Origin of the sequence: Clostridium kluyveri DSM 555 (genome assembly GCF_000016505.1) — a bacterium.
In the GTDB taxonomy this organism is placed as follows: domain Bacteria; phylum Bacillota; class Clostridia; order Clostridiales; family Clostridiaceae; genus Clostridium_B; species Clostridium_B kluyveri.
Genome location: NC_009706.1, coordinates 533113 through 550182, shown reverse-complemented (window position 1 = coordinate 550182; position 17070 = coordinate 533113). Strand labels below are relative to the sequence as shown.

At 30.8% G+C, this 17070-nt stretch carries 17 protein-coding genes and 1 pseudogene; 6 read left to right on the top strand and 12 right to left on the bottom strand.

Annotated features, from left to right (window positions below; translation table 11 throughout):
- Positions 1 to 118: 118 nt before the first annotated feature.
- Positions 119 to 1174: an FtsZ/tubulin family protein gene (locus CKL_RS02820; protein WP_011989139.1), complete on the top strand. Its 1056-nt coding sequence runs from the start codon at positions 119 to 121 to the stop codon at positions 1172 to 1174.
- A 278-nt stretch (positions 1175 to 1452) separates the two neighbouring features.
- On the opposite strand, the gene CKL_RS02815 is transcribed toward CKL_RS02820, so the two are convergent.
- Both CKL_RS02815 and CKL_RS02810 read right to left on the bottom strand, forming a co-directional pair.
- On the bottom strand, positions 1453 to 1743 hold the full coding sequence (locus tag CKL_RS02815; protein WP_011989138.1) for a TetR/AcrR family transcriptional regulator C-terminal domain-containing protein: 291 nt from the start codon (positions 1741 to 1743) through the stop codon (positions 1453 to 1455).
- 47 nt (positions 1744 to 1790) lie between these two features.
- Positions 1791 to 2291 (bottom strand): IS982 family transposase, encoded by a 501-nt coding sequence (locus CKL_RS02810; protein WP_011989137.1) that lies wholly within the window; start codon positions 2289 to 2291, stop codon positions 1791 to 1793.
- Between the two features lie 137 nt (positions 2292 to 2428).
- Between CKL_RS02810 and CKL_RS21460 the strand changes: the two genes are divergently transcribed.
- Positions 2429 to 2557: a hypothetical protein gene (locus tag CKL_RS21460; protein ID WP_278184181.1), complete on the top strand. Its 129-nt coding sequence runs from the start codon at positions 2429 to 2431 to the stop codon at positions 2555 to 2557.
- 313 nt (positions 2558 to 2870) lie between these two features.
- Here the strand turns inward: CKL_RS21460 and CKL_RS02800 are convergent, their stop codons facing one another.
- Both CKL_RS02800 and CKL_RS02795 read right to left on the bottom strand, forming a co-directional pair.
- Positions 2871 to 3272, bottom strand: coding sequence for a hypothetical protein (locus tag CKL_RS02800; RefSeq protein ID WP_012620171.1), 402 nt, complete (start codon positions 3270 to 3272; stop codon positions 2871 to 2873).
- A gap of 354 nt (positions 3273 to 3626) precedes the next feature.
- Positions 3627 to 4091, bottom strand: a complete 465-nt coding sequence (locus tag CKL_RS02795; protein WP_242652522.1) for an amidohydrolase family protein — start codon at positions 4089 to 4091, stop codon at positions 3627 to 3629.
- A 134-nt stretch (positions 4092 to 4225) separates the two neighbouring features.
- Between CKL_RS02795 and CKL_RS21770 the strand changes: the two genes are divergently transcribed.
- The 3 genes from CKL_RS21770 to CKL_RS02785 all read left to right on the top strand — a co-directional run bounded on the left by CKL_RS21770 (position 4226) and on the right by CKL_RS02785 (position 5471).
- Positions 4226 to 4378 (top strand): transcriptional regulator, encoded by a 153-nt coding sequence (locus CKL_RS21770; RefSeq protein WP_011989134.1) that lies wholly within the window; start codon positions 4226 to 4228, stop codon positions 4376 to 4378.
- A 16-nt stretch (positions 4379 to 4394) separates the two neighbouring features.
- Positions 4395 to 4565 (top strand): winged helix-turn-helix transcriptional regulator, encoded by a 171-nt coding sequence (locus CKL_RS21765; protein WP_423200911.1) that lies wholly within the window; start codon positions 4395 to 4397, stop codon positions 4563 to 4565.
- 243 nt (positions 4566 to 4808) lie between these two features.
- Positions 4809 to 5471 carry an HAD family hydrolase gene (locus CKL_RS02785; protein ID WP_011989133.1) on the top strand — a complete coding sequence of 221 codons (663 nt, stop codon included), beginning with the start codon at positions 4809 to 4811 and terminating at the stop codon, positions 5469 to 5471.
- 156 nt (positions 5472 to 5627) lie between these two features.
- Here the strand turns inward: CKL_RS02785 and CKL_RS02780 are convergent, their stop codons facing one another.
- The 4 genes from CKL_RS02780 to CKL_RS02765 form a co-directional block, all read right to left on the bottom strand.
- On the bottom strand, positions 5628 to 6722 hold the full coding sequence (locus tag CKL_RS02780; protein ID WP_011989132.1) for a zinc-dependent alcohol dehydrogenase: 1095 nt from the start codon (positions 6720 to 6722) through the stop codon (positions 5628 to 5630).
- Positions 6723 to 6741: 19 nt separating this feature from the next.
- Positions 6742 to 7752, bottom strand: a complete 1011-nt coding sequence (locus CKL_RS02775; protein ID WP_011989131.1) for an NAD-dependent epimerase/dehydratase family protein — start codon at positions 7750 to 7752, stop codon at positions 6742 to 6744.
- Positions 7753 to 8057: 305 nt separating this feature from the next.
- Entirely contained in the window at positions 8058 to 9119 is a 1062-nt protein-coding gene (locus CKL_RS02770) for a HAMP domain-containing sensor histidine kinase (RefSeq protein ID WP_011989130.1), read from the bottom strand.
- Positions 9116 to 9790: a response regulator transcription factor gene (locus CKL_RS02765; RefSeq protein ID WP_011989129.1), complete on the bottom strand. Its 675-nt coding sequence runs from the start codon at positions 9788 to 9790 to the stop codon at positions 9116 to 9118. Before CKL_RS02765 ends, CKL_RS02770 begins: the two co-directional genes overlap by 4 nt.
- Positions 9791 to 10093: 303 nt before the next feature.
- On the opposite strand from CKL_RS02765, the gene CKL_RS02760 reads away from it, so the two are divergent.
- Positions 10094 to 12448, top strand: a complete 2355-nt coding sequence (locus CKL_RS02760) for a type IA DNA topoisomerase (protein ID WP_011989128.1) — start codon at positions 10094 to 10096, stop codon at positions 12446 to 12448.
- Between the two features lie 227 nt (positions 12449 to 12675).
- On the opposite strand, the pseudogene CKL_RS02755 reads toward CKL_RS02760, so the two are convergent.
- The 4 genes and pseudogenes from CKL_RS02755 to CKL_RS02735 all read right to left on the bottom strand — a co-directional run bounded on the left by CKL_RS02755 (position 12676) and on the right by CKL_RS02735 (position 16786).
- Positions 12676 to 13863 (bottom strand): annotated as a pseudogene (locus CKL_RS02755) (IS256 family transposase).
- A 72-nt stretch (positions 13864 to 13935) separates the two neighbouring features.
- Complete coding sequence (locus CKL_RS20575; protein ID WP_011989125.1) at positions 13936 to 14142, bottom strand: hypothetical protein; 207 nt, start codon at positions 14140 to 14142, stop codon at positions 13936 to 13938.
- A 122-nt stretch (positions 14143 to 14264) separates the two neighbouring features.
- The gene (locus tag CKL_RS02740; protein ID WP_011989124.1) at positions 14265 to 16154 is read right to left on the bottom strand and encodes an endonuclease MutS2; all 1890 of its coding nucleotides are present in this window, start codon (positions 16152 to 16154) and stop codon (positions 14265 to 14267) included.
- A 356-nt stretch (positions 16155 to 16510) separates the two neighbouring features.
- Positions 16511 to 16786, bottom strand: coding sequence for a hypothetical protein (locus CKL_RS02735; RefSeq protein WP_242649447.1), 276 nt, complete (start codon positions 16784 to 16786; stop codon positions 16511 to 16513).
- Between the last annotated feature and the right edge of the window lie 284 nt (positions 16787 to 17070).

Genomic DNA, 17070 nt, shown 5'->3' with positions numbered 1-17070 from the left:
ATTATTGGTTTAAAAAATATAAGGTTATTCTGACTTTTTTCGATAATAAATATAGAAAATACAAGCTAGTGTTAAAGTGAGATATGAAAAAATTAGTTTTAAATAAGGGAGCGTAATTATGGAAAAAGGTAAAATGTTATTAGTTGCATTAGGTCAAGGTGCCGGAAATATTGTAGATGGATTATTAAGTAAAAATTCAAGATACAATGGGTTATTTATAAATAGCAGTTTATTTGACATTAAACCATTGAAAAACGCAGATATGGGAAAAAATGTGTATGTATATCCAGGAACAGATGGTTCGGGAAGAGATAGAACTAAATCTAAAGAAATGATAAGAGATAATGCCAATGCTATAGGAACATTATTAATCAAATATCCTTTAACAGAAGTAGTTGTAGTACTCACAACTATGGCTGGAGGAACAGGCTCTGGGGCAATAAAAACCTTTGTACAAATAGTAAAAAAAGTACTACCAAATTCTAAAGTAAATGTAGTAGCTATTTTACCTAGTTTAAAGGAAGATGAGTTAGCATTTAAAAATACAATAGAATGTTGGAATGATATAAATAGCATAATGGATTTAATAAATGATGTCAAATTTGTAGATAATAATAAAAGAAATACGTATAAAGAAATTAATAATGAAGTGATTGAAAGTTTAGATTTAGCCTATAACATAGTAGGTATCCATTCTGATGGCAGCATTGATAATAAAGATTCATTCAGAATAAATACGGCAGATGGATCGGGACTTATTTTAAAGTTGTATGATGGTTTAAAAGATGTTAAGACTGCTATTGATTTAGCAATAAAAAATAGTGTATTTGTCCAACAAGATGTATACGATTGTGACTATTTGGCAATTAATTTAAAAATTGACGGATATGATCCCTATGAAGTAACTAAATTATTTGAGGTTTATAGGAGTACATATATAACATATAACAAGAAAAATAATATAGTGGTTCTTGGAGGATGTGAAACTCCCACAGAATCAATAAATTTAATAAAAATGGCTTTAGAAGATAAGAATAAAAGAAAATTATCAAGAAATAAAAAAAGAAGTGTTATTATTGATTTAGATACAGATAGCAATGAAAAAGATGAAGAATTAGACGTGCTTAATAGCAATGAACTTAATAATTTATTGGAAGATAATTATAATTTATAGATCTATTATTTATTTTTAAAATGTCAAAATATAAATATTATATATCAGATGCAGATATCGAGTAAACGTAGTGGGTTATAAATGCCAAATGACCACCTCTCGTCTCTATCACTCAAATTTACAATTATAACCGTACTCAAAAAATTCGGTACGGTTTTTTGCCCTATTGTAATAAAATTAGGGTATAATTACCAAACGCAGTGGCAGTGTAAATTCATCAGGAGAATTAATACTTGGCTTAATAAGAAAAATACAAAAATTTATTTCTTCACATTCACTTACTCTTCATTATATTTATCACTTTTACTAATGCTTCTCCACACACAATTATAATTATTTCTAAATAACATCTGTATATCAATTTCAGGATTCATAATCCAAAGTGCCACGGCACCCTCTATTGTTGAAACAACATACAAAGTCATTGAGTTAGAATCAATATTACCTAAGAATTCTCCAAGTTTTTTTCCTTCCTCAATAATCTCTTTTACTTTTACTAGCGACTTATTTAACGTGAGTTCGAAAATTTGAGGTTGTTTATGGTTAACTTTACCATAGACAAAATACAAAAAAATAGACTCACTAATGGGTTACATTTTATTCTAGATTGCTTCAATTAAGCTAAAACAGTGTATTGGTCTAACTTTAAAGATGGTTTCTTAGGAAGAAAGCTGTATGCAATTAGACCTGAAACCGCATTCACCATAAAATTACTGACACTCCTGTGTCTGCTGTGTTCTATTTGACATGTATTTTTTAGGTGGTCATTTATTGTTTCAATTATTGATCTCTTCCTGAGAAGAATTTTATCCTCCATTAACATCAATTTATTTTTCATATTTTTTCTTAACCTTGTTATCAGATGTATACCTTTAGGGTATAACATGTCCGCAACTTTCTGTGACAAATATCCTCTGTCTCCAAACAATTTTCCAAATAGCTCTTTTGTTAGATTTTTTATAACAGTCAAATTTCTATCATCTACATTTCCAGAGGTTAAGTAGAAGGATAAAATTTCACCTTTATCATTGCTTAAAAAATAATTTTTATAATATTCTTCAAGAAGTATACAGTAACTGTCTACGTTATAAAATATTTTTATTAATAAATCTTGCATGAAATCCCATCCTTTTGTTTTATCACTTACAATAATAAAACATTTTAATGGGGTTTTTATACCTTAAATATTTCTTTTTACTTTTTCGAACTCACGTTAGTTTAAAGAGTCCGGTTAAACTAGCAGATATATTCGATGTGAGTTTAGACTACTTACTGGGCAGGACAAAAGAAAAACATAATTTAAACTTAAAAAATGTTCATGATAGAAACTTTATAATGAATCTTGTAGAAATAATGGAAAATCACTATAAGAAAACAAAGTGAGTTAGAGTGTTAACTTCACTTTGTTCTTTTAGTTTTCTATAGATGATTACCAGCTCATCTATGTGTAATTATAAAAGTTAGTAGATGGATTCAAAGATAGGCTCTTATTTGAGTTACTTTTACAAATTTACTTGTTATTACTGTTATTTATTATAAATAATACTACTATGCATAAAATAAACAACATCCAAGATAAACTTTGTAATGTGAAAATATGTGCATTAAATTCTGCTGCGTAGTAAATTGGCTCTGTCTGTAACCCATTGTAGAGGACAAACCCTATAATTAAACAAATATATTGATTTTTTTCATTTTAATAATAGGTAACTCGATATTCTGCGCCTATAGGTCTATAAGCTCTTCCATAATAAACGCTACCGGTAAATATATTTGTTTTACTAAATAGGGAACCTGCATATATTGGATAAACATTAATTGTAGCAGATTGGCCAGATGATAAATATACACTATAACTGAGAGATATAGTATATGAAATGCTTACACTAAATCCAACATCAGCAGATAAATCAGATGCAGAATATGAAAATGATGCTGATACCATTGCTGATTCAGTGTATGAAGTCGACAAGTCTAGAGTTCCAGGTCCTCTTCCTGTACTCATAGCGCAAACATTTGAGCCTATCCAATATATAGGGGACACTTCTTGGTATACATCCCCGAAAGCGTCAGGAGACATGTTAGATTCTTTCTTCAATGTAATATCATTATCATTTTCAATTTTGTCTATAAAGTCGTTTCTAATTATGATATATTTTTCGCATCAAAAATAACATAAATGTCGTATTATATAAACATTTGTGACATAAATAAAGAAGACTGCGCAATATGTTAACTAAAGATTATATTAAGATAATTTTTCTTGAGATAACTCCTGTACTTTTATATCTGGATGATTATAACGTTCCTTATTTAAAGAATCATTTTTATATTAATTTGTATAAGTTCTGTATCCTTTAATTCCTCTCTTAAATTTTTAGCTATTTTTAACGAATTACCTGTACCTGTAAAATAGTAAATTGATGTACTTCCTCCTAAATATATAGTTTAATTAATAGTCTCCATAGGGCATATCTACACCAAAAATACATTTTAGTAAAACTTCATTTACAGTTATCTTCAAAACAAGTGTGGAAAAATAAGCAGATGTATCAAGATATAAATTTGGTATCTCTTTTGCAAGTTCTATAGCTGTCAACCAGTTACTTCCTCCCATATGCCCTAATATAACAGGAATGTCAGGGAATGCTTTACTTAATTCACCTATTTCCTTGATATCTTGTAAGGTTAAAGGATTAAATACGTGTATCCAAATTGGTAACTTCCCAAACACCATAGAGGCCTGAAAAATAATAGTTAATATTTTTATTTGTCCACTTGGAAGTGTAAATTCACCCATACCAGCATATTTATTTTTTACTATATTCTCTTCAATTTTAAGTTCATCCATCGACTTAGCTTTTGCATCTAACAAAGAATTTCTTTTTCCAGATACAATATCATTTAAAATTTTCATCTCGTTTTTCAAATTTTCCAAGTTATCTGCTTTTTCTGGGTGTATTGTTGTAACTCATCTTTATTATAAATTAGCTACAAAAAATAATAGTATGCACTTTTTTGTTATATACTATCATAAAGGAGAGTGAAAGTATGTCAGAAAAACTTTGTTATATCAGTAGTAAAGAACCCTTTGAATACACTTTATCAGTTATAAGTGGAAAATGGAGATTAAAAATAATTTATCTACTTGCTTGTATGGGTACGATAAGATATGGAGTTTTAAAAAAGAATATTAAATATTAATGGTATTACTCATAAAATGTTAAGTTCACAATTAAAAGAATTAGAAAATAAAAATATTATATTGCGAAAGGAGTATCCTCAAACTCCTCCGAAAGTAGAATATTCCCTCACCAAAAAGGGACAAAGTCTTATACCCATTGTCAAGTATATGTGTGATTGGGGCAAGAACAATGAGTTTGAGGTATAAGGGGTACACACCGCGGGTGTATTTACTTTTTATGCTTTTTTTATTTATAAACAATAACGCAGGTGTCAGATTATCTGTGTAGACAAGGGTGCCTTACATTAAATAAGTTATAATTCACAGGGTGTATGGTTCATTGAGAAAAACCGAAATAGAAGTGGAAAGGCAGTATCATGATGTTTCACATATTCCTAATTGATAGTATAATCAATATAACTTGAAAAATTATAAATGGAGGAATAAATATTGAGAAAATATAGACATGCTATTTTTGATATGGACGGCACAATTATGGATTCTATGCCTGCATGGAAGAATCTTGGAAAAAATTATTTAACAAAAAAAGGAATTAAATTCCCAGAAAACCTGAATGAAGTTATAAGTGCAATGTCTATGACAGAATCAGTCAACTATTTTAGAAAAGAGTTAAAAATCAGGGATTGCCCAGAACAAATTATTTCTGACATAAATCAATTAATTATGGATAAATATAGGTACCAAATACCATTAAAACCATATGTCAAAGAATATCTCTCATATTTACAGAAAAATGGCATAATAATGTGTGTAGCCACAGCTACACCAGTACAATTGGCAGAGTTAGCACTGAAACGTCTGGAAGTGTTACAATATTTTTCTTTTGTAGTATGCTGTGATGAGGTTGGAGCTGGAAAAAGCAAGCCCGATATCTATTATCTTGCTCTAAAAAAAATGAAAGCAAGTATAGCAGATACCATAGTTTATGAAGATGCCGACTATGCAATCAGAACAGCAAAAAGTGCAGGTTTTTATACCGTTGGAGTATACGATGAATATGCATGTAAATCAAAAAAAGAAATACAGCTGCTTTGTGATAGATATATAGATTCTTTTGAATGTTTATTAGAATTAGGCGATCTATCAACATAGAATTAGCGGCCTATCTAGAAGCATATAAATTTTTGTATAAGAAAAGCCCCTGAAATCAAAGCTTTCTTAGACTGCTGACAAAATATTTTGTCGGCAGTCTGACCCATAAGTTATTATTTCTTGAAAATTTGGTTTGTACCGTCTTATTTAAATTTATTATTCCATATTTAAAACAACTTTGATTGCTTTATCCGGGGAAGATGCTATTTCAAAAGCTTCTTTTGCATCTTCTAACTTGAATACATGTGTAATAATTTCTGTTACTTTTGAATTATTCTGGGAAAGATTATCAATTACTTCATTGATGTCTTCACTTGTATATCCTCTTGAACCCATTAATACACATTGTGTACTCATGACTTCATGAAAACGGATTGGTACTTCTTTTTTATGTAATGCAACACAGGAATATCTTGCATGCTGTTTTGCATGTTTCATAAATTCATCAACAAATTCTGATACCCCTGCGCAATCAATCACTACATCAATGTCTATTACTGAATTTTCCGTAACCGTCAACCTTCCATCTTTCATGTCAATACGATGGTTCTTATTTTCCAGAACACCAAAATATTCTTCTAAAAATTTTTCAGTGGCTTCTATACCCTGCTTTGAATTAAAGCCAATACCCCCCATTTTTTCAACAACTTTTAAACGATTATCATCCATATCCAATACGGCAACTTTTTTATTTCCTCGTGCTATAAGACTGCTCATTGCACAAAGACCGATTGTTCCTGCTCCTATAACTAGTACATTTTCATCGGCTCTTACCTGCGGTGTATTTTTTCCATGAGTTCCAACACTGAATGGCTCAATTAAAACTGCATCATCATAGGAAAGATTATCTGGAAGGATATACAGATTATATCCTTCCTTTACATTTTGGACTCTTACATACTGGGAAAATGCTCCGGCCATATCTGCTTCATATGGATTTGGCGTACAGAATGTCGGATCAACAAATACCCTTGTCCCTACTTGCACACAAGTAACATTTTCCCCTTTTTCATGTACATAGCCAACCATTTCATGGCCAAATTCTCGTCCTGGGTAAATTGCAACTTTTTCTCCACCATACAGATATCCGGTTACATCCGATCCACAGATACCTGCTCTCATATTTCTTATAATTACATCATCTTGTCCACAGATAGGAATCTTCTTTTCTTGCAATTCTACATCCTTAATCCCTTTGTAAATTAAAGCTTTCATAGTTAATTTATTTTTATTTGTTCTCATTTCATACATAATAATTCTCCTTATCACTCTAAATTTTTCCTTCCATTTTCAGCCAACGAACCTCATCACTGATTGTTTCTTCAAATGGACGGCATTTAAATCTAAGTTCATGGACTGCTTTACTACAGTTAAAATTATTATTACGTGTCAGGTTATAAATTGCAAAACCTGTCAACCGTGCTGGCTTTCCTGTGATTTTACCCACAACTCCCATTACTTTTGCCACAACTTTTGCTACAGGTACTGACAGAATCTTTGGATTGTAATTTAATCCTGCTGCATGATTTATCAACTTAAACATATCCTGCATTGATACAAGATCATTACTCATAATATAACATTGTCCACGTCTTCCTTTGTCACAGCAGGCAATTACTCCCTCTGACAAATCGCGAACATCAACACTATTAAATGTTCCTGCAACACCTGCTGGCATATTACCATTTACGTACTGCATTATAAAATCTGCAACTGGTCCAAAAGAATAATCATTGGGGCCACAAATTCCACTTGGATGAACAAGGGATGCATCCAGCTGCGGATACTTTGCCAATGCATCTATTACTAATTGTGAAGCTTCTGCTTTAGTAACAGAATAATAACCAACCAATCCTTCTATTCCAAAATGAGTTACTTCCTTAATTGGCATATTACCAGGAAGCTCTGGAATAGCTCCAGTAGAGCTAATATACACCAATTTTTTAACCTGATGCTCTACACATTTATCAATGATATTCTGAGTTCCACCTACATTTACGGCATGAACCTTCCCATTAGGGTTTGGATTCAATGTAACGATACTTGCACAATGGATAACATAGATATCTGTGCTTTCAGATACTGTAAAAAATTTTTGTAAAGATTCTGTGTCCGTCACATCTCCACTTACAAGTTCTACTTCTTCCGGTATATATTTAACTGCCGGATCTCCATTTAACACAAGTGCCCTCACCTGTTCTCCACGATCAATCAGTTGTCTTGATACATTGCTTCCTAAAAGTCCTGCTGCTCCGGTTAATAAATAAATTCTATTATTCATATCTAAATTCTCCTCTATGTTTATTAATAATGTTGCAATAATAATTAATTCAAAAGGTTTGATGCCTTTTCACAAGATTCATATATTACATCATAATTCTGATCAATTATAGCAGCTGCCTTGTTTTAACATTCACATCCAGATATTCATTCATAGTAAAATTTTTTTCGTTCATATTATTCTCCTTAACTTTTATTTGATATTTCTATAATATCCTGCAAATATTCCATAAGGTTAAAGTTTTGTTAAAGTACTGTTAAACACAAAAATCTTCCACAATATTTCACTATGAGAGATTCCACATATCATAATTTAATTGTCACCATAAAAATTGTTCCATTCCCAAGTTTACTTTTAACTGTAATATTGCCATCCACAAGAGCTATAATACGTTTCACAAGAGCTAATCCCAGTCCATATCCTTCACGAGAATGTGATGTATCTCCTTGGTAAAATCTGTCAAAAATACGGCGTATAGTTTCTTCATCCATACCACAGCCTGAATCACTTATGGATACAATTGCAATACCATTTTCCACCTTTAATTCCGCCATCACCGAACCCCCAAGTTCTGTAAATTTAATGGCATTTGTCAATAGATTATTCCAAACGATTTCTAATAGGCTCTCATCTGTAGTAATAACTACTTCCTCCAAATTTGCATCAAATTCGATAGACTTTTCTTCAAATTTCTCTTCTAATGCCAGTATACAGCAGCGTAACTGTTCATCCAGTGAATATGTTTCACCGTGTATAATTTCCTGATTTTCTAATTTATTCAATCGAAGTATATTCGTAATCAATGCTGAAAGTTTTCTTGTAGATTCAAGGATTGTTTCCAGATATTCTTGTCTTCGTTCCTCTGATATATTTCCATTATGCAGTACAGTCGCATAACTTTGAATAACAGATAGCGGAGTCTTTATTTCATGAGAAATATTTGAAATAAAATCACCTTTCAATGTTTCAATAGTAGCTAATTCTTCCACCATTTTATTAAAATCATCAATTAGTAACTCCATTTCATCCTTTTTTCCATCTTTACGCTCAGAAGCAATACGTACTGTAAAATCTCCAACTGCCACTTTTCTGGCTGCATGACCAATTTTCCCCATTGGTTTTGTATATGCTGTATATTTAATCCACCGTATCACTCCGCTGACGATAAAGCATATCATTGCCAAATAACTGCTGATACCTAGCACCATACTCCATGGATTTGCTTGTTCCGCCATATATGCATCATTGATAAGAACTGCACCTGAACAACAAAGCAAAACCGTACCTAATGTTACCAGATACTCTTTCCCAAAAGAATGTTTTGCATTTACTCTTTTATCTCTTGGTTCCTTATATTGAATTTTCAAGTCTTTATCACCACTTTATACCCAAGACTACGCACTGTTACAATTTCAATGTCCTTACATTCTGCAAGCTTACTTCTCAATTTTGTAATGGAAACATCTACCGTACGAGGGGTACTTTCACTTTCTATTCCCCAAAACTCATCCATCAGCTGCGTTCTGGTAAAAGTCCGCTTTGGATAGGATAAAAGTTTAAATAAAATTTCAAACTCCCGAACAGTTAATGGTACTTCCTCTCCATTCAGGTATGCCATATTTTCATCTGCATTTAAAGTTAGTGAACCAACCGCCAGTTTACGTTCGCTAGCAATATTAGCACGCCGAAGAAGTGCTTCTATACGCATAAGTAGCTCATCCAGCTCGATAGGTTTTACCATATAATCATCTATTCCAATATTAAATCCCTTTTTCTTCGAAGAAATATCGTCCCTTGCTGTCATAAAAAGAATTGGAATATTTTTATTCTGTTTTCGCACAGTTTTAGCAAATTCATATCCATCCATTTCAGGCATCATTATGTCCGAAATTATAATACCTATAATATTGTCCATCATTTTATCAAAAGCCTCCATGGCTGTTTTACACCCAATTGCATGATAACCGTTATCGTTTAAATAAGCACATACAATATGATTAATCTTTATATCATCTTCAACTACCAGTATGTTAATCATGCTTTTCTCCTCCTTCATATTACAAAGTTAACTATAATAAAGATTTCACCTTTTTTCAATCAATTTTTTGAGCTTTATGCTGGAATTATTAATATTTTTAAAAGATAATTTATGTTATCAAGGGTTTATAATTAACTTTTTTTATTATAAAATACTGTTGTTAAATAAATGTTAAACAACGCTGTAATTTTCTCAATTAGCAGAGCTGCAAATATGAATGAAATATCTGATGATTCGCTTGTGAAAGTCCTCTATTACACTACAGAATAAATAAATATGATCAATTTATGTAAGGAGTAAGAAATGAAATTGATACTAGCAGAAAAACCAAGCTTGGCATTGAATATTGTTAAGAGTATTGGAAATATGAATAGAAATGATGGATACTTTGAAAATAGGGATTATTTAATCACTTTTGCTTATGGACACTTATTGAGGTTATATGATGTAGATAACTATTTTAAGAGAGGTAAAACTAAATGGAATCTAGATGAACTACCATTTGTACCTGAAGATTTTAAATTTAAAATTAGAGAAGATAAAGGAGTAAAAAAGCAATATGAAGTTATAAAGAATTTGATAAGGAGAAACGATGTTACTGAAATAGTCAACTGTGGTGATGCAGATAGAGAAGGCGAAGTAATTGTAAATAATATAATCAGTAGGATTTTTAAAGAAGAAAACATTAATAAGCCCGTTAAGAGATTATGGCTTCCAGAACAGACTACACAAACTATAAGACAAGAACTAAGAAATTTAAAAGATAATAGAGATTACAAGAACTTATACAATGAAGGTCTTGCAAGGACGTATTTAGACTGGACATATGGAATAAATTTAACCAGGTATCTAAGTATAAAATCACAAACCTTTTTACCTGTGGGTCGTGTTTTAATACCTATTGTAAAATTTATTTATGACAGGGACAGGGCAATAGAAAATTTTAAGCCAGAAACTTATTTTGAGATAGGAGCTGTCATTAAAAAAGATAATTTAGAGATAAAAGCTAAATTAAAAGATAGAAGATTTTCAGCAGATGAAAGAGAAAAGGCAGCGAATTTATTAAATAGCTTAAAGGATAAAAAAGCTATAGTTGATAAAGTAGAAAAGAAAAAAGTCAAGAAGCAGCCACCTAAATTATTTTCTCTTGATACACTTCAAAATAAGATGTTTAAACAATTTAAGATGTCACTAGATGATACTTTGAAACATTTACAAAAACTATATGAATGCGGATTTACCACATACCCGAGAACTAATACGGAATATTTAGCAGAAAATGAAAAGGGAAAAATAAAAAGTATAATTGAAGTAATGAAAGAAAAATTTAATGTAGATATAGATTTTAAAGATAAGAAAAAGATATTTGATAACAATAAAGTAGAATCGCATAGTGCCATTACTCCGACTACAAAAATACCGGAGATAGAGAAATTAAGTGAAGATGAAAAAAAAGTTTATACTGCAATAAGAAATAGGTTTATAAGTAATTTTTTAAATGAAGAAACAATAATAGAGGAAACATATGTGATAATAAGAATAGTTGATGAAGTTATAGAGCTTAAAGGAAATGTAATTAAACAAACGGGATTCTTAAAATACGAAAATATAAAGAAAGAAAATGAATTACCTGATTTTGTAGAAGATGAGAAATTAGATACTAAACTTTCAGTGGATGAAAAGCAAACTCAAAAGCCCAACAGAGTAACGGAATCGGAATTAAATAATTTTCTTAAAAATCCTTTTAAGAAAAAAGAGATTCAGGACTTAGAAAATACAAATGATGATGAAGAATATAAAATGATACTTGAAGGCTGCGAGATAGGCACTGTTGCAACCAGAGCCGTAATAATTAAAAATGCCCAAAAGTATGAATATATAAAAGAAGTAAAGGGACATTTTGAATGTGAGAATAAGGGTATAAGGCTTATAGACGTACTAAAAAGGTTAAATATTGATTTAGATAAAGGAAAAACAGTTGAATTTGGAAAACAACTTAAAGGGGTTTATAAGAATGATATAGAAATAAATACAATAATATATAATGTAAAAAGTGAATTAAATAATATAATTAGAAAAGGAGATGAAATTAAAATTGATAGAATAGAAAGTAAGAAATATGAGAGCATGGGAGTATGCCCAATATGTGGTAAGGGTAATATTATGGCCAATAAATTTGGTTATGGTTGTAGTAGGTGGAGAGAAGGTTGTAAGTTTTTTATAGGAAAGCAGATAGCAGGAAAAAACATAAGTGAATCAATGGCAAAAAAGCTTATAAAAAATAAAAAGACGAATGTCATTAAAGGATTTAAGAGTAAAAACGGAAAAAGTTTTGATGCAGTATTGACAATAAAAGATGAAAATGTAGCATTTGATTTTAGTTCTGAAAGTAAAGGATTAGGAACATGTCCAGTGTGTGGAAAAGGTAATGTCATAGCTAATAAATCGGGTTATGGATGTGATAAGTGGAAAGAGGGCTGTAAATTTTTTATAGGTAGCAAAATAGCAAGTAAAAGCATAACGGAATCTATGGTTAAAAAGTTACTAAAAGATAAAAAAACTAATCTTATAAAAGGATTCAAAAGTAAGAATGGAGAGGTTTTTGATGCATTTTTAATTATAAAGGATAGTAAGATTGTTTTTGATTTTAAAGAATAAATATAAAAAAAAGTAGAGAGTGTGAAGGCTTTTTCTGTAAATTAGCTTTCTATGATAATTATTAAAGGCAGATATCAGTAAAATGAAATACTGCCTTATTTTTTAATATACAGTGTAAAAACATGTATGTCAAGAACACCTATTTGCAGGCGTTTTTTTCGATGGTTCTATTTTTATTCAGGAAGTCTTCCCTCATACATTATGGACAGCTCATCATGTACCTTCCCTCAGTTTCTAAGGACTGATGTCCATTTTTTAGTGGCCTCAAAAGTTGCAAGATACAAGGCCTTAAGAAGTGCTGTATCACTTGGAAATACACTTCGCTGGCTGTTAAGCCTGCGATATGTACTATTAAGACTTTCTATGGCATTTGTAGTATAGATAACTTTCCTGACATCCGTTGAAAACTTGAATATAGGGCTTATGGCATCCCAGTTTTTTGACCAGCTGTTCATTGTTCCCGGATATTTATCCTGCCATTTTTCAGCTACTACTTCCATATTCCTATGGCCTATTTCTTCTGACGGAGCCTGATATATGGTCTTTAAGTCTGAGGCAAAGGCTTTTTTGTCTTTATATGACACATACTTCAATGTATTACGTATCTGATGTACAATACACCTCTGGTATTCTGTTTTTGGAAATGCCGTAGATATTGATTCCTTTATACCAGAAAGCCCGTCAGCACAGAGAATAAGTATGTCTTTTACACCCCTGTTCTTGAGTTCGTTTAGGACACTGAGCCAGTATTTACTGCTTTCATTTTCGCCAATCTGGATAGACAGAACTTCCTTCTTTCCTTCATCATTGATACCGAGAATGATATATGCGGCAAGTTTTCGTATTATATCATTATCTCTAACCGAAAAATGCACAGCATCTATAAAAACGATTGGATATATGGTTGATAGCGGGCGCTGCTGCCACTGTTCAATTTCAGGTAGTAAACGATCGGTGATGTTTGATATCATTCCTTCACTTGCCTCAAAGCCATAAATATCCTCAATAATTTCAGATATCTGCCTTGTTGTCATACCCTTGGCATACATGGAAATTATTTTGTCTTCAATAGTTGAAATATCTTTTTGACGTTTTTTTACTGTCTGTGGCTGAAAGGTACTCTGTCGGTCCTAGGGAACATTTATGTCCATTTCACCGTATTTTCTTCGTATTTTCTTTGGCTTTATGCCGTTTCTACAGTTTGTTTCATCACAACGATCATATTTTTTGTATCCCAGGTGATCATCCATTTCTGCCTCTAGCATTTCTTGGAGAGTACCTCCAAGCAGGTCTTTCAATGCTTCCTGAACATCTTCTGCTGATTTGATATCGTACTCGTTGAGAAGATCCGAAATAATATTTTTCTTACCTTCAGTCATGGGTTTTACCTTATAAACATCTTTTTTCCTCGCCATAAATAAAAGCCTCCTATGATTTTTATTTTATCATAGAAAGCTACATATCTTTCTTAATTTACAGACTTTTTTTCACAGCCTCAATACTTTTTCAAGGATAAAAAATATTTTTAGATAAATCTTGTGAACCATACCCCTCCAAATACTCTTTATAAATCTGTGTATTTCGCTGCTGTAATTCTTGGCAGGTACATGTTCTGGCTCCCCATCTTTATTTTGTAAAGTTCCAATACCTTTACTTTGATAAGAAGGTAATACTCCAAGAGGACCTATGCACAAAACTTGAAACTCTTCATTATCTTCATTAATTATCTTTACTTTCGAGTAAATAATATTACCAATAGCTACTTCCCTATCACATGCAATAAAATCTAACTCTTGAATAAATGCAATTATCTATATTATTTCAAATGATTTTTTTTAAGTTTCTTTAAAGTCTTCTTAGATCCTCTTTCTATATCCCTTTCAAGCTTTCTTTCCTTGAAACTAACAAATAATTGATTTAAATCATACCCTTCTGGATATAGCTCTGAAGCTTTAATTTCTAATTTTAATCTTTTGCAATTTACATTAACAAATTCTTTATTAAATAAAATAGTTACATTATTATCCATATCCCTTTCCCTGTAAACAATGGCACTTTCATTCTTATCCATCCAAAGAACCTTATCCCCTGCAACAAATTCATAACTTTCACCTTTATCTGCTTGAATATCTTTTTTCTTTATAATTTTGCTATCCCTTATTAATTCATAATTATAATTCTTACTTTCTATATATCTTCTAGTTCTTTCAATTATATTATCTGAAATACCCATTTTCTTTGATATATAAAGAGCATTACTATCTCCTGTCTTTCCTATATTAAGCTTATATAATGGATCTAATGTGTCACATCTAAACTCCATAGCTGCATTTTCAAAGTCTGGATGCTGCTCCGAAAAGTTTTTAATCTCTCCATAATGGGTTGTCGATACTGTTATACAGCCCTTATAATACACTTCTTCTAAAATAGCTATTGCTAAGGCTGCACCTTCATTCGGTTCTGTTCCACCGCCAATTTCATCAAACAACAATAATGTTGACTTATTACTTTCTTTTATTATATATGCTAAATTTTTCACATGGGATGAAAAAGTACTTAAAGCATTTTCTACACTTTGATTATCACCTATATCTACAAATATTTTGTTAAATACAGCAATCTCTGTGCCTTCTTTAGCCTTTATATGAAACCCTGATTGAACTGCAAGAGTTAACATTCCTAAAGTTTTTAATACTATAGTTTTTCCTCCCGCATTAGGTCCTGTGATTATTAATGATCTATAATCTTTTCCTATTTCAAAATCTAAGGGTACTCCATTTTTAATTAAAGGATAGCCTCCCTTAACTATTTTTATATAACCATGCTCATTTAGTTTAGGTTTTATTCCTTCTATGTCACTACTATATTTTGCTTTTGCCAAAACCATGTCATACTCAGCTATTACATCAATATTCATTTTAATTTCTCTTATTCTTTCATATAGCATTTCTGTTAAAGTAGCTAATATTTTATATTCCTCTATAGACTCTTCAACTTTTAAAGCTGCTAGCCCAGAAGTGTATTTCACTACTGCATTTGGCTCTATAAATACAGTACTGCCCTTTACTGAAGTTTCAACAATTTCACCCTGAACTTGATTTTTAAAGGCAGCTTTTATAGGTATCGTATATTTTCCATTTCTTTGACTTACAAAAAATTCTTGTATATACTCTTTATTTGAAGGATTTTTTAGAAACTTTTCAAGCTTTCCTTTTATTTGACCTTCACATACATCAATTTGCTTTCTTATTTTTTTTAGCTCCTTTGAAGCACTGGAATCTATTCTATTTCCTGATATCGATATATTTATTTCCTCTTCTATATAACTTAAATCTGTTATATTTAAGCTATATGAGCTTAAAGTAGGAGCATAACCTTCCTTATCCTTCATAAATAATTTAAGCTTTCTGCAGCCTCTTAAAAAGTTTTCCATGGTACTTAAATCCTCTGGATCTAATGCTGCACCCTTTTCCATTTTCTTTACAAGTGGATTTACATTAAATATTCCATCGAAGGGTATATGATAAGAAGCATCTAAAAGTGTCCTTCCTTCAGAGGTTTCATCTAACCTTCTATTTACTACCTCTATATTTGTACTTGGCTCTAGTTTATCTATTAAGGATTTACCCAAGCCACTTGCGCAATATCCTTTTACTATCTCCTTTAATTCATAATAATGTAATTTTTCTAATGTTGTATTATCCATTTTAAAATTCCTTCCTCAACTTTATTCAAGCCGACGAAACCTAGATAGATTTCATAGTATTAATTATAAAATAAAAAAGCCATGGATACTCCACAGCTTTAATTGCAAACTTAATAAAGGGTACTGCACCCCAAAGTAGTTTCGTGGACTTGTATCTATAAATAGTAATCAATTCCATAATAATTAAAGGTATTGCACCCTCAATTTTAGAATCAATATTAAATTACCTATTTTTAGATACTAAACACTCACAAAATTACCTCTCTTTTTGAAATCTATCTAATATCAAATATTATATACCAAAGTATACACTTTATCAACTTCATTTAAAAATCTCATTTATTTATGAATAGAAATTACTCTATACTCTCAGGGTTTTCTTCTTCTCCCTGTTGTTTTAAATACCATCTTGATGCATTAATTTTCTGGTTCGAATTACCGGCAAATGGTTCAAAACTTTTTATTACCCTATCTTCTTCTTGAAGTTCACATAAAGCATCATAAATTAAAGAAGCATCATCTATTTTTAAAAGAAATTTTAAAGTAGTCATTGGGCATTCACTTAACCTGCTTATATAATTATGTTTTTCTAGTATGTCTAATATTTCTTGCCTTAAATTCTCTTTATCCATATACATTCTTTCCTCCTAAATTTTTATATCTATTAAATTTCTACAAAATAAGCACCCTAAATGACGAGTGCCTATTTTATATAATATTATTTTTGAAGGGATATAATATTAACAACATTATTTTTTATTTGTTCTAAGACTATTTCCTTAAAGTACTTATAATTATACACAGTATTTGTTACAATCCAATGTCCTACGTAATAACTATTTGTAAATAATATAAAAATAGACACTGTCCTTAACAGTGCCTATTTCTGATATATACATAATATAAAGAATTCCTC